Source organism: Brevundimonas olei, assembly GCF_037055245.1.
GTDB lineage: Bacteria > Pseudomonadota > Alphaproteobacteria > Caulobacterales > Caulobacteraceae > Brevundimonas > Brevundimonas olei.
This window is the reverse complement of the sequence record NZ_CP146369.1, coordinates 1863735-1882856: the sequence shown is the minus strand read 5'-3', so window position 1 is coordinate 1882856 and position 19122 is coordinate 1863735. Positions and strand designations below refer to the sequence as shown.

Here is a 19122-nt window from a genome sequence, read left to right as displayed (position 1 = left end):
GCCGCAACCCCGTCGGGATCAGACGCCGAATTTGCGCAGCGGGACGTCGGCCAGAGGAAGGGTCGTCGTCTTCTCTTCGGTGAAGAAGGCCATGGAGGCGGCGGCCCCGTCGCGGCCGAGGCCCGAATCCTTCACGCCTCCGAAGGGCGCGCGCAGTTCACGCACCATCGGGGTGTTGACCCACATCAGACCGGTCCGCACCGCCTGGCTGACGCGCAGGGCCTTGTCGATGTTCTGCGTCCAGCAATAGCCGACCAGGCCGAACTGGCTTTCATTGGCCATGCGGACGGCGTCTTCCATGTCGCTGAATTTCACGAAGGCGGCGAAGGGGCCGAAGATTTCCTCCTGGCAGACGCGGTCGCTGTTGCTGGGGGCCAGGACGGCGGTCGGCTCGATGAAATAGCCCGGCTGGTCCAGCGCCTTGCCTCCGGTCAGCAGCGTCGCGCCCTGGCTCTGTGCGATGTCGACATAGGACAGGATATGCTGGCGGTGACGGGCTGAGGCGATCGGCCCGATCTCGGTGGCGTCGTCCAGAGGGTCGCCGACACGGATTTTCTGCGCTCGTTCGATGAAGCGGCCGACGAACTCGTCGAAGATGGAATCCTGGACAAGGATGCGCGACCCGGCCAGACACTGCTGGCCGTTGTTCGAGAAGATGGAGATCAGGGCGCCGTCCAAGGCCCGTTCCTGATCGGCGTCGGCGAAGATGATGTTGGCCGATTTTCCACCCAGTTCCATCGCGGCCGGCTTCAGCCGACGCCCGGCCGCCTGCATGATGTGGCGGCCTGTCTCGGTGCCGCCAGTGAAGGCGATCAGGTCGACCTCGGGGTGATCCACCAGGGCGGCGCCTGTCGCCGCGCCGCGCCCGTTCACCAGGTTGACCACGCCCGGCGGTGTGACGGTGTTGATGATCTCGACCATCCGGGCCAGCGACAGCGGCGTCTGCTCCGACGGCTTCAGCACGCAGGTGTTGCCGAAGGCGATGGCCGAGGCGACCTTCATCGAGGCCAGCGCCAGCGGCGAGTTCCAGGGCGCGATCAGGGCGGCCACGCCGACAGGATGGCGGGTGACGAAGGTCAGATGATCCTTGATCTGCTGCCAGACCTGGCCGGGCTGCTGGCTGATGGCCTCGGCGAAGAAGCGGAAGTTGTAGGCGGCGCGCACAACCTGACGGCTGAGCACGTCGCGGCGGACGATCCCTGCATTCAGCGTCTCCAGCGTCGCGAGTTCCAGGGCGTTTGCGTCGATGGCGTCGGCGATCCGGTAAAGCACCGCCTGGCGGGCCTCCACTGACATGTCGCGCCACGCCGGGTCGTTGAAGGCCCGTCGGGCAGAGCGGACTGCGCGATCGACTTCCTCGGCGTCAGCCTCCTGCAGTTCGGAGATGATCTCGCCGTTGCCGGGGTAATAGGCGGGCAGGCGTTGGCCGCCGCGCTCACCGACATAGGCGCCGTCAATCAGGCTGGTGACGAGTTGGGGAGCCCAGTCGAAAGGAGAAGCGGGGAGGGCCATGAGCGGGCGTCCTGATACTGTGGTGACTTGTGTTGTGTTTAAGCTAATACGTGATGGGGGCGGATCGCAAGGCGAGACGATGCGGCGGTGTCAAAGCCGCACTGCCTCTGATTGGACTGCCTACGGTTCTGAAGTCGAACCCCGTCCGCACATGAGGTTGCGACTACCCTCTTGCCGGATCGGCGAACAAATGTATTAAGTCAGATACAAGTAGGCATGAGGTCGCCAGTATGCAGCAATGGGACGCCCAAGTGGTCATCGTCGGCGCCGGCCCGGTCGGGCTGAGCGCGGCCTTGCGGCTGGAAGCTTTCGGGATTTCGGCCGTCGTTCTTGAGGCGGAAGCGGAGTTGCCGGAAGACCTGCGGGCCTCGACGTTTCACCCGCCGACGCTGGACATGCTGGCCCAGTACGGCCTGGCCGATCCGTTGATCGCACAGGGTCTGAAGTGCGAGCAGTGGCAGATCCGTCAGCATGAGACGGGCGAGCGCGCCGTATTCGACCTGTCCTACCTGAAGGGCGAGACCCAGCATCCCTTCCGGCTTCAGTGCGAACAATTCCGTCTGTGCCGCATCCTGGCCGATCATCTGGCGGACGCCCGTCACGTCGATATCCGCATGGGCGCGACGGTGTCCGGCGTGACGCAGGACGAGGACGGCGTCAGCGTGCTCTATGAGCAGGGTGGCCAGGCGCTGGCGTTACGCTGCCGCTATCTGATCGGCGCCGACGGCGCCCGCAGCGCGGTTCGGGCCCTGCTGGGCTGGGATCTGGACGGCAAGACCTATCCCGAGACGACCATTCTGGCGATTACCGACTTCCCCTTCGAGGACCACCTTGAGGGCCTGTCGAACGTCAACTACTGCTGGACCGAGGGCGGGACATTCTCTCTGCTCAAGCTCAAGGATTTCTGGCGCTGCAGCCTCTATCCGCGCGGCGAGGAGTCCATTGAGGACGCGCTGGACTGCGCCAGCATCGAGCGCAAGCTTCAGGCCATCGTCGCTCGGGATGAGCCCTATAGAGTGCTGGAGATCCGCCCCTATCGCGTGCACATGCGGATCGCGCCTGATTACCGCAGCGGCCGGGTCATCCTGGCGGGCGACGCCGCCCACATCAACAGTCCTTCGGGCGGCATGGGCATGAACGGCGGCGTCCACGACGCCTTCAATCTGACCGAGAAGCTCAAGGCGGTTCTGGAGGGCGCCGATGAAGGCCTGCTCGACCTCTACACGCGTCAGCGTCGTCCTATCGCGGAGCAGGAGATTCTGGCGCAGGCGGATCGCAACCGTGGGCGGATGCAGGAGCGCGACCCGGAACGTCGCAAGGTCATGATGGCCGAGATGCAGGCCATGTTGGCCGATCCCGCGCGGCACAAGGACTATGTGATGCGTTCGTCGATGATCGATGGCCTGCGCAAGGCGGCGACGCTGACCTGAGGCGAGTTCCTCCGCGCGTCGCTGCTTGAGGGAGCGTCGGCGAAAGCGGAGCGGGGCGAGGGGCCGCGGGCCGGGATGCAGGGCGTCCCGGCCCGTTTTCATATCAGGCGCCCAACTGCCCCTTGAGGGCGTCGACCTCTTCCTGAAGCACATAGAAGACGCGGTCGGTCAGCGCCGCGTGGCGCGCGCGGCGGGCCGACTGCTGCGGCTCGGTCAGAACATGATGATCGACCGCGTCGGCCGTCAGGACGCCCTGGGCGGCCAACAGGTCCTCCAACGTGGCGACTCGGTCGCTCAGCCCCGCGACCTCAGTGACGAGGGCGGTGATGATGGCGGTCAGGCGGTCGTTGGCCGTGTCCTCGAAGAAGGTCGGGCGGGGCGGTTTGGGCGTGGACATCAGAAAACTCCTCGAAACGAAATCAGAATAGGATGTCAGGCGCTCATCAAGCGGTCGCGAACGGCGGGAAAGCGGCTCCATAGCCGTTCGCGCCAGGGCGCATCGGGCGTCAGCCAGTCCGCGATCGACGGGCGGTCTTCAATTCCCAGGTTGCGCGCTACGGACCAGGCTGTGGCCAGGTTGGATGACAGGATCGGGACGTCGGTCTCGTCGCTGACGACGGCCAGGGCGGCCAGGCTGGGGGCGCCGGTGCCCATGGCGACGACGGCGTCGGCGACGCCGGCCTTCGCGCCCTGGCGCAGTCCCGTCAGCAGGGTGGAGGCCGTCTGGCCGTAAATCGGGTGGGCTGCGCCGGGCGCCAGGGGCGACTGGACGACGGCGACGACATCATAGCCGGCGGCGCGCCAATAAATCTCGGCGGCTGACGTCAGGGCTGACGGATAGGGGCTGACCAGAATGATGCGGCGCGCGCCGAGAGACTGCAGCGCGTCTTTCAGGGCGTCGGCGGCGCAGACGACGGGGCAGGGACCATCGAGACGTTCCAGCGCCTGTGGTCGACGTCGCGAGGGGCCAAGCAGATAGGTCGAGCCCGTGCAGGCGAAGGCGACGGCGTCTAGCGGCGCCTCGCTGAATGGCGTGAGCCATTCCTCCAGCCGTGTTTCGTAAGCCTTGAGCCTGACGGTCATCTCGGCGTTCGGTGCGTACATGCGCGCGGTCAGCAGATTGATGTCGGGGGGTAGCAGGACCGACAGTTCAGGCTCGGCTGTCGGGTTCTCGGCCGGGGTCAGCAAGGCGACGACGCCGCGCGCGCCTAGATCCGGTCGATGGCGATCCGTCGAGCGGATGGCGCGAGCAGGAAGCGACGTTGAGGGCATGATCCGGTCCGACGAAGAGACTTCCGCACAAGAGGTATTTGATATAATACATCATGAGGGACTGAACGCCAGTCGAACATGGAGGAGAGCGCATGATCATCGACCGTACGGCCACCCATGAGCTTCTGGCTCGGCCGCTTCACGACGAGGCGGCGCGCACTCAGTACATCGTCCAACTGAAGAACCGACTGCGCCGCTACGAGGCCGCCAACAGGACTGCGCTCGACGCCCGCGCCGGCCCTGCCTACGCCGCGACGTCTGGCAAGGCGCCTGAAACGGTCGAGGAGATCACGGCCGCCATGGTCGGCGATCCCTTCTACCAGATCTGGAGCGCCTTCAGCCGCAGCGCCCAGGATGTCATGTGGAACTCGGTCGGCGAGACCATCCAGCGCGAACTGCCGCGCATGAAGGCGGTCGCTGCCGGCTTGGCCAATGCGCCGGCCGGCGGCAGTTGCGAGACCAGCCCGACCTTTGTCGCGCCCTCGGACGCCTATGCGGGCCATATCCACGGCCAGCCGGGCGGTTACATGCTGGGCGAAGGCTCGGCGGACGATTTTGTCGCGGGCGCCTTCTATGAGAGTGGGGGCAACGCCTATTCGCTGGGCGTCGGCATCGGTACGCGCGACTCCAAGTCGGCGGCTGTTATCGAATTCCTGGCTGAGCGCTATCCCGGCTTCAAGCCGCGTCGCATCCTGGATCTGGCCTGTTCTTCGGGCGGCGCCACGGTCGGCTATGCGGCGGCTTTCCCCGAGGCGGAGATCTATGGCGTCGACGTGGCGCCGGGCCTGCTGCGCTACGCTCACCTCCGCGCTGAGGCGATGGGATTGAAGGCGCATTTCCGTCAGATGGATGCGGGCGACATGTCCTTCGAGGACGAAAGTTTCGACCTGGTCGTGTCGCACAACATGATGCACGAGGTCTCGCGCGACTCGCTCGGTCGCATTTTCAGCGAGGCGCGCCGCGTGCTGCGCGCCGGCGGTGTGGTCGTGCATCAGGATGTGCCGATGAAGGGCGCCGATTTCAGCGCCTTCGAGAAGTTCATCTTCGCCTGGCAGACCAAGAACAATGACGAGCCCTTCTGGGACGAGTTCCTGGCGACCCAGGCGCCCGAAGTCATGCTCGAGGCGGGGTTCGCTCCCGACGAGGTGCTGGAGACGACGGTGCGGATGCGGGATGGGCCGCGCGCCTGGTACGTTGTGCTCGGCGAAAAGCCCGATGCCGAAGGGCGTCGGGGTTCGGCCCTTATCGGCTGACCAACTGCGGTCTGGTCCGAACAGGCCCCGGATGCCTAAGCGTCCGGGGTCTTTTTGCATCCGCGCCCGCTTGGCCCGCCTTCAGTCTGCAAAGAAAAAGGCCCGCGGCGTGAACCGCGGGTCTTGGGCCGGTTTCTGGGAGGAAGGTCAGAAGTTGGCTTCGTAGGTCAGTCCGATCTGGCGACCGCGAGGCAGGGAGCCTACGAAACCGCGACGGTTGGTGGTGAAGTCTGAGTAGCGGACGATGCCGACCGGATCGATGTTGTCGAAGATGTTGCGGCCGAACAGGATCACCCGGTGCGGCCCGCGCTCCCAGCCAAGCTGCACGTTGGCGGTGTCGCGGCCGTCGACCCAGGCCAGGTTGGCGACCTGATCATACTTCTTGGAGCGGAAGGAATAGGTGCCGTCGACGAAGAAGCGGTTCTCGCCGACGTACCAGGCGTAGTTGCTGCCCAAAGAATACTGGATCTTGGGCGCGTTGGGGATCGCCTTGCCGCGCACGTCGCCATCGCCGCCGGTCAGGGTGGCGAAATCCGGGTCCGTGGCGTTGGTGTATTCGGAGTCTGCATAGGCGAAGGTGCCGCGCACAGACCAATCGGAGGTGATCTTGGTCTGGGCCTCGACCTCGACGCCCTTGACCTCGACTTCGCCGACGTTGCGGATGAAGGACACGGTCTCGGTCGCCGACAGGTTGGCCACCTGCGTCATCTGCTGGTTCGACCAGTCGATGTAGTAGCCGGCCACGTTCAGGCGGACGCGGCGGTCAAACAGGTCGCTCTTGAAGCCCAGTTCATAGTTCCAGGCGGTTTCCTCGCCGTAGGAACGATCGGCCGGGCTCAGGCGCACGTCGGTGTTGAATCCGCCCGGCTTGTTGCCGCGCGCCGCCAGGCCGTAGAACATCAGGTCGTCGGTGGCCTTGTACGACAGGGTGAAGCGAGGATTGGTCGAGCGATAGGTCGCCTCATAGTCGAAGTTGGAGTCGCCGCCGGTCAGGTGCAGTTTCTCCTCGGCGACGCGCACCTCGGCCGTGCCCGACAACTTGTCGGTGAAGTCGAAGCCGACCAGGCCGAAAGCCGCCAGGTTTTCGGTTTCGATCGTGCCGTTGTTCTGCAGGGCGCGTGACACATAGCGATAGCGTCCGTCCCAGCGATCGCTGTTGAAGTAGTAGGCGCCCGCCATCCAGTGCAGGCGTTCGGCGCGCGGCGAGGCGATGCGGAACTCCTGGCTGAAGCCCTTGATGTTCACCCGATCATCGACATGCAGCGAGCCGCCCAGCAGGCGCTGGGGCAGGTAATCGAGGTCGGCCTTACGGTGCTCTTCGGAGTCGTTGTAGGCGCTGATCGAGGTCAGGGTGTAGCCGCCATGATCGTATTCAGCGGTCAGGCTCAGTCGGCCGGTCTTGCGTTCGACGCCGCCGCCGCCGACTTCGTCCAGATTCAGGCCGATCATGTCGGGAGTGACGTTGATGGCGCCGCAGTAGTACTGGGTGCGGGTGTCCAGGTAGCAGTTGTTGGCGGTCGAGCGCTGGATCGCCATCGGCTCATGGCCATCGTTGTTGTGGGCGTACGACCCGCGCAGGATGAAGCTCAACTCCGATGTCGGCGTGTACATCAGCGCAAGGGTGCCGCCGACGGTCTTTTCCTGACCGATGGTCTTGCCGTCGCTGGGCGTGCCGGGCGCATTGTTCCGATACTCGCCGCCATAGGTGTAATAGTTGACCGAGGCCTGGGCGGACAGCACGTCCTTCACCAGCGGCCCGCTCAGACCCATCAGGAAGTTGTATTCGTCATGCTCGGCTGCGGTCGCGCGGATCAGGCCCTCGACCTCCTGCGAGGGTTTTCGCGTCGTATAGCTGATGGCGCCCGAGAACGTCTGACGGCCATACAGAGCCGACTGCGGTCCTTTGATCACTTCGACCTGGTCGACAAAGGCCATTTCGGTCGCGAACAGGCTGTCGGGGATATAGACGCCATCGATGAAGGAAGCGGCGTTGGGCGAGCCGAAGACGTTGGCCTGGCCGCGAATGACCGGGCGCTCGAAGCGGCGACCCTGATCCTTTTCGATGTTCAAGCCGGGCGCGATCGAAGACAGGTCCGTGACTTCGCGAATCCCGCGGCGCTGCATCTCTTCGGCGTTCAGCGCGGTGATGGCCAGGGGCACTTCTTGCAGGCGTTCGCTGGTCTTACGCGCCGTGACGATGATCTCATCGACCTGGACGGCGTCCTGTGCGGAGGCGGCGCTCGCCAGGACGGAAAGGCCGGCCGCGACGGCGGTCACGGCCAAGGCGTGGGTATGATGTCTCACGGTCACTCCCCTTTCATGCCCTTATCGCTGAGCATGTATCTTTATGAATACGAGCGATGTCGCCACAACCCGAGCTCTCTGTCAATCATTCGACGATTTTGCCCTGCAAGTTGGGGCAGGAGCGTGGGGCGCTGAACCAATGCGTCTGGCGTGAGGTATTCAAACTAACGCTTCGTGGCCCAGATTTTCGACTGGCGTCGGCAAGCGCCGCGAACCGATGAGCGAGGTGTTGGCACCCTGCCGCACTGCCCCACTTACGGGATCATCAAAGTTGGAAGGGTGGAGCGCTGCCCGGCGTGGTCGACGCAGCTATGAACCACATCGCTTGATGCGTGGAACCTACATTGCTTCTGTCTGGCCTTCCGGCCAGCAGAGAGGGTAGTACTGGAAGAAATAGAGTCCTACGGCCGTTCTTTCGAAAAAGACGAAACAGGCAAATCGCTAAACTCCGCAACTCCAGACCTGCCAGAGACTGGACGCCAAAGGCCCTCAGAGCCGGGCCCAGAAGGCCAGAAATCAGGGCTAAGCAGGCGGTTTTGCGAGGAAGAAGGCGGGGATACGGAAGGCTGGCCCTCGGCCCCGCAGCCAGAGACGAGCTATGCGGGAAGTGTGGCGGACAGGGTGGGATTCGAACCCACGGTAGGCTTCCACCTACGGCGGTTTTCAAGACCGCTGCCTTAAACCACTCGGCCACCTGTCCCACGCGACTCGGCTCGCGCTCGCCCGTGCATAGCGGCAAGCCGAGCGCGACCCAAGCGGAAAGCGTCAGGCGATCTTGCCGTTCGGCGGTGCATTCGGGCGGGTGACGAGCCAGATGCCGGCGCAGACCAGAATGAGGGCGATCAGGTAGCTCCAGCGCAGCATGGATTCTCCCAGGAAAAACGCTGACAGCGAAACGCCGAAGACCGGGATCAGGAAGTTGAAGGCGGCGATCATCCCCACCGGGTTGTGCTTCAGGAGCAGACTCCACACCGCGAAGGCCACCGACGAGAGCAGGGCCAGATACAGGAGCAAAGTCCCCGACGTCAGGTCCAGTCCTTGAATTCGCCCGCCCATCGCCACGCCTGCAGCCGTCAGAATCAAGCCGCCGATGGCCAGTTGCCAGCCGGTCATGACCATGGGGTCCAGATTGCGCGACAGTCGCTTGCCATAGATGGAGGCGGCCGCCAGGACAAAGGCCGCGATCACGATGAAACCTTCGCCCAACAGGGTGAAGTCGAAGCCGAATTCACCTCCGCCGCCCAGGTTGACCACGACGACGCCAAGGAAGCCGATCAGGCAGCCCAGCGCCTTGCGGCCGCTCAACCGATCATCCGCATAGATGAAGTGGGCCAGAACGACGCTGAAGAAAACGCTGGTCGCGTTCATGATGGAGGATTTCACGCCCGTGGCGTGCGCCAGGCCGATGTAGAAGAAAACGTATTGAATGGCCGTCTGGGTCAGCCCGAGCAGGGCGACTTGCCCGGCCTGACGGCCGCTCATGGCCAGAACCGGCTTCTTCATGCCCACGGCCACGATCAGCAGGATCACGCCGGCCAGGGCGAAACGCCAGCCCGCGAACAACAGTTGGCTCGCGATGTCGGTCGGCGCGACCTGCAACAGGGCGTAGCCGCTCTTGATGGCGGGAAATGCGCTGCCCCACAGGGCGCAACACAGGATCGCAAGAAGGAAGACCCCGGTTCGGGTCTTGTAGAGGGAAGTGTTCAAGGCGCTCAGTTCTGACGTCCAGCCGGGGAGGGGCTTTGACGCAAGGCCATACGCGCAAACTGAGCGTTAACCAAACTGGAAACCTCTGCCTCTATTCTCGCTCCGATTTCCTGTCGGCTGGAGTGCAGAACGTTATGTGGGCGAGATTGTTGAAAGGGGCGATTATTCTCGCCGCCTTCTCAACCCTGGCGGCCTGCGCCAGCCTGGGCGGCAAGGGCGATGCGCCCATCAGCGCGCCCGTGGTGACCGACCCCGCTCCGTTCGTCTCGGGCACCATGCGCCCGTATCAGGTCCGCGGCCGCTGGTATCACCCCAAGGAACAGCCGAACTACGACGAGGTGGGGCAGGCGTCCTGGTACGGCAGCTATCATCACGGACGGTCCACCTCCACCGGCGAGCGCTTCGACATGAACGCCCTGACCGCCGCTCACAAGACCCTGCCGTTGCCCAGCCTGGTCGAGGTGACCAACCGCGCCAACGGCCGTCGGGTCATCCTGCGCGTCAATGATCGCGGCCCATTTGTCGACGGCCGCATCATAGACCTGTCGCGCGGGGCGGCAGAAGAACTGGGTCTCCTGCAGCAAGGCGTCGGGGACGTGCGGGTCCGCTATGTCGGGCGGGCGCCGCGTCAGGGCGGAGGAACCTCTCTTCGCCGAGCCGAGGTCGATAACGCGCCTCAGCCCCGTGCCCAGGTTCAGGCGCAAGCGACGCTTCAGTCATCGGGACCGCGCCCCTATTATGAAACCGTGACGGCCTCGAGCCCGCCCGCGCCGACGTATGCGACGGCGCAGCCAGCGGCCTTGAACGCCTATTGGGTGCAGGCGGGGGCCTATTCGGATCGTCGCGGGGCCGATCGCGTGGCGCGACGTCTCGGCGACAAGGCTGTGGTCCAGAACATCGACCGGGACGGCCGCGCGCTGTTCCGCGTCGTGGTCGGTCCCTGGCCCGATGCGGGGGCCGCTGAGCGGGCGCGTCAGGCTGTCGTCGCACGCGGGTTTGGCGACGCCCTGTTGATAGGCGGCTGAACGGGCTTGCTTCCCGCGCCTCGCTCGCCATTGTGCGCAGGTGCAGCGAGGCAGATTCATCACTTTCGAAGGCGGCGAGGGCGCCGGCAAGACGACCCAGGCGCGCCTGTTGGTCGAACGCTTGCGTGCGCGCGGGCTCGACGTGCTTCAGACGCGCGAGCCTGGCGGATCGCCGGGCGCCGAGGAAATCCGTGGTATCGCCGTTTCGGGCGAGGCGGATCGATGGTCCGCGCGGACAGAGACCCTGCTGATGTATGCGGCGCGCTCGGACCATCTGGAACGGACCATTCTCCCCGCCCTGGCGGCCGGACGCTGGGTGGTCTGCGACCGCTTCGCCGATTCCAGCCGCGTCTATCAGGGTGCCGGCGGGGGAACGCCCGAAAGCCTGATCGAGGCCTTGGACGACGCCGTGGTCAATGGCGATCAGCCGGACCTGACGCTGGTGTTCGACCTTCCGGTCGAAGTCGGACTGGATCGAGCCTTCGGGCGCGGCCTGTTCGAGACCCGTTTCGAATCCAAGGGATTGGCCTTCCACCAGAAACTGCGTGACGGCTTCCTCCAGGTCGCTGAACGTCACCCCGAACGGTGCGTCGTCCTCGATGCGACTGGAGAGGTGGAAGCGGTCTCGGCCCGCCTCTGGGCCGTGGTGGAGGAGCGGCTGCTTTGAGCGAGCATCCGCGCGACCGTTTCGATCTGATCGCCGACACCCAGGCTGAGGAAGCCTTTCTGGACGCCCTGAACCGCGGCCGGTTGCACCACGCCTGGCTGCTGTGCGGGGTCGAGGGATCGGGCAAGGCCAGCTTCGCCTATCGCGCCGCACGCCGCCTGCTGGGGGCCGCGCCGGACCCGTCGCGCGGGCCGCTGGGCGCCGCGCCGCATGACCCCGTCAGCCGCCTGGTGTCCGCCCAGGCCCATCCGGATCTTCTGGTGCTGGAACGCGCGGTCGAGGGCGGCAAGCTGAAGCGCGCCATTTCGGTTGATCAGGCCCGCGACCTACCCGAATTCTTCGCCAAGAGCCCTTCGCAAGCCCGAAGCCGCGTCGCCATCATCGACGCGGCGGACGACCTGAACGTCAACGCCGCCAACGCCTTGCTCAAGATTCTTGAGGAACCGCCTGAAAACGGCGTGCTCTTCCTTGTCACCCATGCGCCGGGTCGGTTGCTGGCCACCATCCGATCGCGCTGTCGGCGACTGACCTTTCCCATCTGGCCGGAAGCGCGCCTGGCGGAATTGGTCGAGCGGCGCACCGGCGTATCCCGCGATGAAGCGGTCGCGGCGGCGAGCATGGCGGGCGGTTCGCCCGGCGCAGCCCTGGATCTGGCCTCCGGAGCCATGACCGAAGTCGACCGTCTGGCTCGCGCCTGGGTCGAGGGGCCGGACGTGGACCGCGCAGAGCAATTGGCGATCGCCGACGGTTTCCGGGGCGCCGAAGGACAGGCGCGTTTCGAAGCCCTGATGGACCGCGTGATCGCCGCTGTGAAGCGTCGGGCCGTCGAATCCGAGGGACGAGAAGGCGCGCGCTGGGCCGAGCTGTGGGGACGTCTGTCCGAGTTGCCCGATCGCGCCGCCGGGCTGAATCTTGATAAGGGAGACGTCCTGGCCGGAGCGCTGGCCGATATCGCCCGCACGAAAGCCGCCGCCTGATATGCTCATCGACAGTCACGTCAACCTTCACGCGCCTCAGTTCGATGAGGATCGCGAGGCGGTGATCGACCGTGCGCGCCAGGCGGGCGTGCGGCTGATGGTCGAGATTTCGGACAAGCTGTCGACCTTTGAGGCGACCCACGCCCTGGCGATGAATAACGCCGACATCTGGTGCACGGTCGGCGTCCATCCGCACGAGGCCAAGGATTATGCCGATCTGACCGCCGATCGCCTGATCGAACTGGCGGATCGTCCGCGCGTCATCGGCATCGGCGAATGCGGCCTGGACTTCCACTATGATCTCAGCCCGCGCGATGTTCAGGCCAAGGTCTTCCGCCAGCATATCGAAGCGGCGCGGCGCACCGAGCTTCCTTTGGTCATCCACACGCGCGAGGCCGATGAAGTCATGGCTGACATTCTGCGCGAGGAGCACGCCCGCGCGCCCTTCAAACTCCTGATGCATTGCTACACAAGCGGCCTGGAACTGGCTGAAACAGCGATGGAGCTCGGCGCCTGGTTCTCCGTTTCCGGCATCGCCACCTTCAAGGCGGCCGAAGAGGTGAGGGAGGTCATCCGCCGGATGCCTGAGGATCGCATCATCGTCGAAACCGACTGTCCCTATCTGGCGCCGATCCCACATCGCGGCCGCCGAAACGAGCCGGCCTACGTCGGCCTGGTGCTCGAAAAATTGGCTGAGGTCCGCGGCTGGACGCTCGAGCAGGCGGATCAACGAACAACCGACGCCTTCTTCAACCTGTTCGACCGCATTCCGAGGCCTGCGGAATGAGCGGGCGGGACGAACTGGAGGTCGTCATTCTCGGCTGCGGCTCGTCCGGCGGCGTGCCGCGCGGCGATGGCGACTGGGGCGACTGCGATCCTGCCGAGCCGCGCAACCGGCGCACCCGCTGCTCCATGCTGGCGCGACGCCATGGTCCGGGCGGCGTGACCAGCGTGGTGATCGACACGTCTCCGGACTTTCGTCAGCAGATGCTGGCCGCCGAAACACGTCACATCGATGCGGTTCTCTACACCCACGATCACGCGGACCAGACCCACGGCATCGACGATCTGCGCGTTTTCGCCGTTCATGCCCGGCGACGAATTCCCGCCTGGATGGATGCCGCCACCCATCAGGCCCTGACGCGGCGTTTCGACTACATCTTCGAAAGCCATCACGGCTATCCGGCCATTGTCGAAGCCCAGCGAATCCCGCCGCACGGGCAACACTGGCGGATCGAGGGGCCTGGCGGCCCGATCCCCGTCAGGACCTTCGACCAGGCCCACGGACCGATCCGCTCAGTGGGTTATCGTCTTGGGCCGATTGCTTATTCAAGCGATGTTTCCGGCCTGGACGACGCCGCGCTCGAGGCCGTTCGCGGCGCTGAACTCTGGATCATCGACGCGCTACGCTACACGCCGCATCCGACCCACGCCCACGTTGATCAGGCGCTGGAATGGATCGCGCGCGCAGAGGTGTCGAAAGCCGTGCTGACCAACCTGCATATCGATCTGGACTACAACGTCCTGTCGCGGTCTGTGCCTGCGAACGTCGAAGTTGCGTTCGACGGCTGGCGGGGAAGCTTTGGCGTCTGACGGCACGGGTCAGATCGATATCCGATATTTCGCAGACTACACGAGTTCTCGGTATCCAGACTTCGCTGGAGCTTGAAACAGCTCGAGCGCCCTATACCAAATGGGGACTTGCCTTTGATCCTAGTCCGGCCACAGCTCTCGCATCCGCTGCACCAGATCGTGAGAGGGCGGGCGGCCGCCCTGGGCGCCTGGGGGAGGCCATCGCCCGGCGAGAACGTCGGCGCGGACCGCCTGCGCTGAGGGCGGAGGAAAGCGCCAGCCGGCGGCGGTCAGGCGGGCTTTGACCTGCGATTCGGCTTGGGATTCGATGGGTTCAGCGGGGCGGACGGGAGCGTTCAGAGCGGAGGCGATGGTGTCGCCGTTGACGCCGACCGCCCATGGGTCGGCGCCGCGCTCCAGCAGCAGTTCGGCGATCCGGTAATTCCGCATGGCCACGGCTGCTTCCAGCGGCGTGCCCCCGGTGCGGTCGGCGCGGTTCACGTCAGCGCCGTGATCCAGCAGGAGCCGCACCGCGCCCAGGGAGTTCAGCGCGATGGCTTCGTCCAGCGGCCAGAAGGCGTCGGGTGCGACCGGGTCGGGCGATGCGCCTGCCTGAAGCAGGGTCTGGGCGTGCCAGGGCTCGCGGGCGCGCAGGGCCAGGCTGAGCGAGGTCTCGCCGTTCGGGCCGTCGGGCGGGGCGCCTTTTTCCAGCAGCAGGCTGACCATGGCCCGGTCGTCGCGTGCGACGGCCAGGGTCAGCAGATCCAGGTTCTTGCCGTTGCCGATGCGGGCCAGGGCAGGATCGGCGTCTAACAGACGGCGGGCTTTCGCCAGGTCGCCGTCACGGACCGCCTCGACCATGTCGCGGGTGGAATGGCCGTCCCGGCCCAGCGCGGCTACGCTGGCCGGGGAGGGCAGGACGGTGCCGACGACGAAACCGTCGGCGCGGGCGTCGCAACCGCTCATCAGAACTCCAGCGAGAAGGATCGGCGTGAAGAGGCGCATCTTGGCGTTGAACGGCCTGCGGGTCGAGGCCGTTCCGCCTCCTTATCGCATGGCGTCCAGGCTGGACTGGAACCATTCGACGCCGTGCAATGCGCCGGGCGTCCAGTTCCACCAGGACTTGTCCTCGGGCGGGGTCGGGGATACGGCGATGCGGTCGCCTACGGCCCCGGGCGCGTCGCCCGCCCATCCGCCGACCACGCCGCCGAGCGGGCCGAGCAGAGCCGTCCCCAGACCGCCCAGAATGATCCGATCGCCGCCGTCCTGCAGCAGGCTGAGCGGATCGCCCTTGAGGTAGAAGGCGTCGATGTCGGGCGTGGGGCGTCCGCCCGCCTGCGCGCTCTCGATCGTCGAGGCGTGCAGGCCGGAGGCGTTGAAGGTGTCTGCGTCGTGGCCCGACGCCAGGGACGCCGCCGAGGCCATGCCGCCGCCCAGCGAATGGCCGGTCAGGGTGACGTCCGCCTCGACGGCGGCCAGTCTCTGGCCGATGCGCAGGGCCTTGTCATAGTGCTCCGAGGACAGCCCCAGCGCCTGCTGGCCGTTGTTGAGCCAGTCCTCGCCCGCCTGGGAGCCGCGGAAGGCGACGACGTAGCGGGCCTGGCCGCCCTCGTCGCTGACATAGACGCGGGCGCGGAATTCGGAATCGGCGCGCTCCAGCAGGTCGGGCGTCAACCGCAAGCGGTCCAGGTCGTCCGGTCCGGCTACGCGCCAGCCGTCAGGCGGCGAAGGCGTGTCGTTGTAGACGTCGGCCGACAGCGCCAGATGCGTGCGCGCGGCGTCCAGGTCGACGACATTGTCCGAACGGGCGGGGGCGGCCGCAGCCTGAGCCGGAACCGGCGCGGCGGGCGGCGGCGCCCAGTCCAGGGCGACGCGCGGATCGTCGTCGAAGCGCGCCGTCGCGGGCGTCGTCTGAGGTTGGAACGATGTCGCGCCGATCCGGTCGATCTGCATGGTCGCCTCCCGATCCTATGCAGTCACCCTATCGCTGCTCGCCGAACCGCGCTGCTAGGGTCTTCCCTAGAGTGGGGTCTTAACGCACCGCGCCTGCGTGCAGGGCCTGGTCGAAGGCGGCGCGGGCGGGGCGAGGCAAGGCGTCGATGCGCGCTGACAGCCATTCGGCGACGTCCTGGCCGGGAGCGGGCGGGGCGACGCCTGCGCCTTGAGCGAAGTCGGGCAGGGCCTTGGGGTTTTGCGACAGCGCGGCGGCGATTCCGCCAGTGAAGAAGCCTGCGTCCTCGGCGCGGGGATGCCAGACGCCGCCGTCCTTCTGTTCAGAGGCGGACAGGGCGGGGACATCGGCCGTCAGCGCCGCCCATTGCCGACCCAGATGCGTCGCCTGTCCGTCCTCCAGCATGGCGGCGGCGTAGGCCTGCAAGGCGCGGCGACCGCCGAGGCCGCTCTGAAGCTGGTTCGCCACGCCCGAAGGGTCGGCGTCCACGGCGGCGGCCAGGGCGGGCAGGGACGTCGCGTCGATCCGTGCGGCGGCTGCGATGAAACTCTCGCTCGTGATGACGGCCGAGGGCGTGGTTTCAGGCGTCTCGGGGGAGGAGTCGCAGGCGGTCAGCATGGTCAGGGTCGCCAGGATCGGAAGCCAACGGGGGGCAGGCAAGGCCGCGTCCTTTCCGTCCGGGCGCGGCCAGACTCTGAGGATCAGTTCAGCGGGATCCGCGTCACGGACTCCCAGCCCTCGTTGTAGCTGACTTCAGCCGGGCCGTCATAGGGGCGGCGGCCGTCCGCGCCGGTCGGGGTCGTCAGGGCCACGATGCTCTCGAACAGATCGGCCTGGCCGCTCTGATACTGGCTCAGGGCCGTGTCGAAGACCTGGTCGCTCAGCCAGCCGGTCGCATCGCTGACGCCCGGTCCGGGCAGCTTGCCGGTCGCGAAGCCGAAGATGGTTTTCAGAGTCTCGACGTTCTCGGCGGCGCCCTTGTTCACGCCCTCGAAGGCTTCATGCAGGGCGCCGGAGAAGTAGCCCATGCGCTCGGCGGCCGGATAGAAGACGCCGCCGTCCTGCTGCGTCGGGGCGGTGAAGCGTTGCAGCATGTCGCCCTTCAGATCATTGCCGCGCGCCAGTTGGTCGACCAGGCCGCGGATCGTGTCGGCGCCGCCGTCCTGGCCCAGAGTCTCCTGCAGGAAGGCGGTCATGCCCTTGCCGGCCTGATAGTCCTGCTCCAGCGCCTCGACCACGCCGTTGACGTCGGATTTCAGCAGGCCCTCCATGCTGGCGCGAATTTCGTCGGCGGCGTCGCCGGTTCCGATCGACGGCGTCAGCACGCCGTTGGCGCCCGAGACGCTGGCCATCTGGCGCCCCGCCAGTTCGAACACCCGCGCCTTCAGCTCGGCGTCGGGACTGGTGGCGGCGGCGTCGACGGCGGCGGCCAGCGGTCCGGCGTCATAGCTGTAGGTCGGCACGCCTCCCTGCATGTTCGTGTACATGGTCTGCTGGGTCCCGGCCTCGAAGACGGCCGACAGCTGGGTGTCGCTCAACGATCCATAAGCGGTGCTCAGCGCCGAGGCGTTGCCGCCCAGGCTGCCCAGCACATGGGCCACGGCCAGGCCTTCGGTGTCGCCCTGATCGGAGATCATCACGCCGCCCATGCCGTCGGCCTCGGTCGTCTGGGGCGCCAGGGCGGCGATGAAGCCGGTCTTCACGTCGGATGTCGCGTGGGCGGCGACGCCTTGCGCCAGCTCAAGCTTCTGCTCGCGGTTGTCATAGGCGTTGTAGACGCGCTCCAGCTGGGTGGCGTCCAGCGAGCCGCCCAGCGTCGTGTGCAGGTCGCGGCGCTCGTCCACGTTCAGCCCGCCGCCCATGCCGAGGAAGCCGGAGTTGTCGAGCTCGTCAGTCCACTTGTTCAGCTCGTCGTCGGACAGTTCGGAGACGACGGCGTTGCGCTCGTCCGCCGTCAGGCCGTTCAGCGTGGCGTTGATGTCTCGTAGGTCGCCCTGGGAGACGTCGTTGAAGAAGCCTTCGTCCAGGCGGTCGCGGATCGTGTTCAGCGCCTGATCGACCCGGCTGGTCGAGGGCGATCCAGCGACGGGGCCGCTGACGGGCGAAGCCAGGGCGCGGGTGTCGACGGACGGCGAAAGAGGCGTGACGGTCATGACCGGCTCCTGCACGATACGAGCGAATACTGGGGCGAGCCTATGGCCGGGACGGCGGCGGCATAAGCTGGGGGCGTCCTTAGCTAGGGACATCCCCTATGCCGGGCCGCCTGCGAACGGCGCCGCTAGGGAAAGCCCCCAGATTTCAGGCGCGCGGACAGACAGCAGAATGGCTGCACGGATCACCGCGTCTTCTGGAGCCGACCCATGTCTCTCGCCGCTTCTTCCGCCGCCAGTCAGTCAGCCGCCGCCGGCGTCCAAGGCTCAGCGCCCGCCCACACCGTCCGCTCGGGCGAGACCCTGTCCGCCATTGCTGAACGCTATGGCGTCAGCGTGGGCGACCTCTTGGCGGCGAACCGCCAGATCACCAATCCGAACCTGATCCATCCCGGCCAGACCGTCACCCTGCCGGCCGGCGCGGCGGAAGGCCGGGGCGCCGTACAGGCCGAGGCGGCCGCCTCCCATACGGTGCGCGGCGGGGACACCCTGTCGGGTATCGCCCAGCAATACGGGATGAGTTGGCGCGAGCTGGCGGCGGACAACGGCATCGCCAATCCGTCGCGGATCCAGGTTGGTCAGCAGATTCGTCTGAACGGCGCGGCGCCCGAGATGGCGACGCCGGCTTCCGAACCCGCCGCTGAAGCGACGGCGGCTGGGCAGGAAGGCGTCAATCCGAACCTGGGCGCCCTGTCGGCGCGCTATGAGACCGGCGGGCGAGGTCCCGGCACGGTGTCTTCCGGCTCGGGCGATCCGGGCGGGGTGTCCTACGGCTCCTATCAGCTGGCGGTGAACCGCAACCGGCCGCAGGAGTTCCTGGCCGCTGACGGCGCGCGCTGGGCCGATGAGTTCGGCGGGGCGGCGGCGGGCACGCGCGCCTTTTCCGACACCTGGCGCGCCATCGCCGCGCGCGAACCGGAAGCCTTCCAGGCCGCCCAGCACGCCTTCATCGAACGCACCCACTATGACGTGCAGTCCGCCCGGATCGAGAATGCGGGCCTCGACATCTCCAACCGCTCGCACGCGCTTCAGGACGTGGTGTGGTCGACCTCGGTCCATCACGGTCCGAACACGGCGGTCGTCACCCGCGCCATGGCGGCGGTCGAGCGCCAGGGGATCGACGCCTCCAGCCCCGACTATGACCGCGCGTTGATCAACGCCGTCTATGACGAGCGCGGCCGTCGCGACGGCAACGGCGAACTGGCCTATTTCTCCAGCTCGCGCGCCGATGTCCAGGCGGGGGTGGCCCAGCGGTTCGAGGACGAGCGCCGCGACGCCCTGAACATGCTGGACGGCCGCTGA

17 protein-coding genes and 1 tRNA gene are annotated in these 19122 nt (G+C 66.5%); 8 read left to right on the top strand and 10 right to left on the bottom strand.

Translation table 11 applies throughout. The features are described 5' to 3' along the window. Window positions 1–18 precede the first annotated feature (18 nt). Entirely contained in the window at window positions 19–1512 is a 1494-nt protein-coding gene (locus tag V8J38_RS08985) for an aldehyde dehydrogenase (RefSeq protein WP_338575089.1), read from the bottom strand. A 230-nt stretch (window positions 1513–1742) separates the two neighbouring features. Here V8J38_RS08985 and V8J38_RS08980 point away from each other — a divergent pair, with 230 nt between their 5' ends. Then, window positions 1743–2942, top strand: coding sequence for an FAD-dependent oxidoreductase (locus V8J38_RS08980; RefSeq protein ID WP_338575087.1), 1200 nt, complete (start codon window positions 1743–1745; stop codon window positions 2940–2942). A gap of 103 nt (window positions 2943–3045) precedes the next feature. Here V8J38_RS08980 and V8J38_RS08975 read toward each other — a convergent pair whose 3' ends face one another. Together V8J38_RS08975 and V8J38_RS08970 are read right to left on the bottom strand one after the other, a co-directional pair. Continuing rightward, entirely contained in the window at window positions 3046–3339 is a 294-nt protein-coding gene (locus V8J38_RS08975) for a hypothetical protein (RefSeq protein WP_338575085.1), read from the bottom strand. A gap of 35 nt (window positions 3340–3374) precedes the next feature. After that, window positions 3375–4214 (bottom strand): hypothetical protein, encoded by an 840-nt coding sequence (locus V8J38_RS08970; RefSeq protein WP_338575083.1) that lies wholly within the window; start codon window positions 4212–4214, stop codon window positions 3375–3377. A 92-nt stretch (window positions 4215–4306) separates the two neighbouring features. Here V8J38_RS08970 and V8J38_RS08965 point away from each other — a divergent pair, with 92 nt between their 5' ends. Continuing rightward, window positions 4307–5467, top strand: a complete 1161-nt coding sequence (locus V8J38_RS08965; protein ID WP_338575080.1) for a class I SAM-dependent methyltransferase — start codon at window positions 4307–4309, stop codon at window positions 5465–5467. Window positions 5468–5614: 147 nt separating this feature from the next. On the opposite strand, the gene V8J38_RS08960 is transcribed toward V8J38_RS08965, so the two are convergent. The 3 genes from V8J38_RS08960 to V8J38_RS08950 all read right to left on the bottom strand — a co-directional run bounded on the left by V8J38_RS08960 (window position 5615) and on the right by V8J38_RS08950 (window position 9478). Continuing rightward, window positions 5615–7771 carry a TonB-dependent receptor gene (locus tag V8J38_RS08960; protein ID WP_338575077.1) on the bottom strand — a complete coding sequence of 719 codons (2157 nt, stop codon included), beginning with the start codon at window positions 7769–7771 and terminating at the stop codon, window positions 5615–5617. A 610-nt stretch (window positions 7772–8381) separates the two neighbouring features. Next, window positions 8382–8471, bottom strand: a tRNA-Ser gene (locus V8J38_RS08955). A gap of 65 nt (window positions 8472–8536) precedes the next feature. Next, on the bottom strand, window positions 8537–9478 hold the full coding sequence (locus tag V8J38_RS08950; protein WP_338575074.1) for a DMT family transporter: 942 nt from the start codon (window positions 9476–9478) through the stop codon (window positions 8537–8539). A 149-nt stretch (window positions 9479–9627) separates the two neighbouring features. On the opposite strand from V8J38_RS08950, the gene V8J38_RS08945 reads away from it, so the two are divergent. The 5 genes from V8J38_RS08945 to V8J38_RS08925 are packed head-to-tail and all read left to right on the top strand — an operon-like array spanning window position 9628 to window position 13740. Continuing rightward, window positions 9628–10503 carry a septal ring lytic transglycosylase RlpA family protein gene (locus V8J38_RS08945; RefSeq protein WP_291775257.1) on the top strand — a complete coding sequence of 292 codons (876 nt, stop codon included), beginning with the start codon at window positions 9628–9630 and terminating at the stop codon, window positions 10501–10503. 40 nt (window positions 10504–10543) lie between these two features. Then, the gene (tmk, locus tag V8J38_RS08940) at window positions 10544–11170 is read left to right on the top strand and encodes a dTMP kinase (protein ID WP_291775255.1); all 627 of its coding nucleotides are present in this window, start codon (window positions 10544–10546) and stop codon (window positions 11168–11170) included. After that, on the top strand, window positions 11167–12147 hold the full coding sequence (locus tag V8J38_RS08935) for a DNA polymerase III subunit delta' (protein ID WP_291775253.1): 981 nt from the start codon (window positions 11167–11169) through the stop codon (window positions 12145–12147). Before tmk ends, V8J38_RS08935 begins: the two co-directional genes overlap by 4 nt. 1 nt (window position 12148) lies before the next feature. Next, window positions 12149–12934, top strand: coding sequence for a TatD family hydrolase (locus V8J38_RS08930; RefSeq protein WP_338575069.1), 786 nt, complete (start codon window positions 12149–12151; stop codon window positions 12932–12934). After that, window positions 12931–13740, top strand: a complete 810-nt coding sequence (locus V8J38_RS08925) for an MBL fold metallo-hydrolase (protein ID WP_338575066.1) — start codon at window positions 12931–12933, stop codon at window positions 13738–13740. Before V8J38_RS08930 ends, V8J38_RS08925 begins: the two co-directional genes overlap by 4 nt. Window positions 13741–13860: 120 nt before the next feature. Here V8J38_RS08925 and V8J38_RS08920 read toward each other — a convergent pair whose 3' ends face one another. The 4 genes from V8J38_RS08920 to V8J38_RS08905 all read right to left on the bottom strand — a co-directional run bounded on the left by V8J38_RS08920 (window position 13861) and on the right by V8J38_RS08905 (window position 17823). Then, complete coding sequence (locus V8J38_RS08920) at window positions 13861–14685, bottom strand: ankyrin repeat domain-containing protein (protein ID WP_338575064.1); 825 nt, start codon at window positions 14683–14685, stop codon at window positions 13861–13863. Window positions 14686–14766: 81 nt separating this feature from the next. After that, window positions 14767–15672 (bottom strand): hypothetical protein, encoded by a 906-nt coding sequence (locus V8J38_RS08915; RefSeq protein WP_338575062.1) that lies wholly within the window; start codon window positions 15670–15672, stop codon window positions 14767–14769. A gap of 79 nt (window positions 15673–15751) precedes the next feature. Further along, a complete protein-coding gene (locus V8J38_RS08910) occupies window positions 15752–16330 on the bottom strand; it encodes a hypothetical protein (RefSeq protein WP_338575060.1) in 579 nt (192 codons plus the stop codon). A 41-nt stretch (window positions 16331–16371) separates the two neighbouring features. After that, complete coding sequence (locus V8J38_RS08905; RefSeq protein WP_338575058.1) at window positions 16372–17823, bottom strand: hypothetical protein; 1452 nt, start codon at window positions 17821–17823, stop codon at window positions 16372–16374. Window positions 17824–18030: 207 nt separating this feature from the next. Between V8J38_RS08905 and V8J38_RS08900 the strand changes: the two genes are divergently transcribed. Beyond that, window positions 18031–19122 carry a LysM peptidoglycan-binding domain-containing protein gene (locus V8J38_RS08900; protein WP_338575054.1) on the top strand — a complete coding sequence of 364 codons (1092 nt, stop codon included), beginning with the start codon at window positions 18031–18033 and terminating at the stop codon, window positions 19120–19122.

Coding starts and splice junctions, on each gene's coding strand:
- V8J38_RS08985 (WP_338575089.1), bottom strand. CDS start 1,512: ATGGCCCTCCCCGCTTCTCCTTTCGACTGGGCTCCCCAACTCGTCACC.
- V8J38_RS08980 (WP_338575087.1), top strand. CDS start 1,743: ATGCAGCAATGGGACGCCCAAGTGGTCATCGTCGGCGCCGGCCCGGTC.
- V8J38_RS08975 (WP_338575085.1), bottom strand. CDS start 3,339: ATGTCCACGCCCAAACCGCCCCGCCCGACCTTCTTCGAGGACACGGCC.
- V8J38_RS08970 (WP_338575083.1), bottom strand. CDS start 4,214: ATGCCCTCAACGTCGCTTCCTGCTCGCGCCATCCGCTCGACGGATCGC.
- V8J38_RS08965 (WP_338575080.1), top strand. CDS start 4,307: ATGATCATCGACCGTACGGCCACCCATGAGCTTCTGGCTCGGCCGCTT.
- V8J38_RS08930 (WP_338575069.1), top strand. CDS start 12,149: ATGCTCATCGACAGTCACGTCAACCTTCACGCGCCTCAGTTCGATGAG.
- V8J38_RS08925 (WP_338575066.1), top strand. CDS start 12,931: ATGAGCGGGCGGGACGAACTGGAGGTCGTCATTCTCGGCTGCGGCTCG.
- V8J38_RS08920 (WP_338575064.1), bottom strand. CDS start 14,685: ATGAGCGGTTGCGACGCCCGCGCCGACGGTTTCGTCGTCGGCACCGTC.
- V8J38_RS08915 (WP_338575062.1), bottom strand. CDS start 15,672: ATGCAGATCGACCGGATCGGCGCGACATCGTTCCAACCTCAGACGACG.
- V8J38_RS08905 (WP_338575058.1), bottom strand. CDS start 17,823: ATGACCGTCACGCCTCTTTCGCCGTCCGTCGACACCCGCGCCCTGGCT.
- V8J38_RS08900 (WP_338575054.1), top strand. CDS start 18,031: ATGTCTCTCGCCGCTTCTTCCGCCGCCAGTCAGTCAGCCGCCGCCGGC.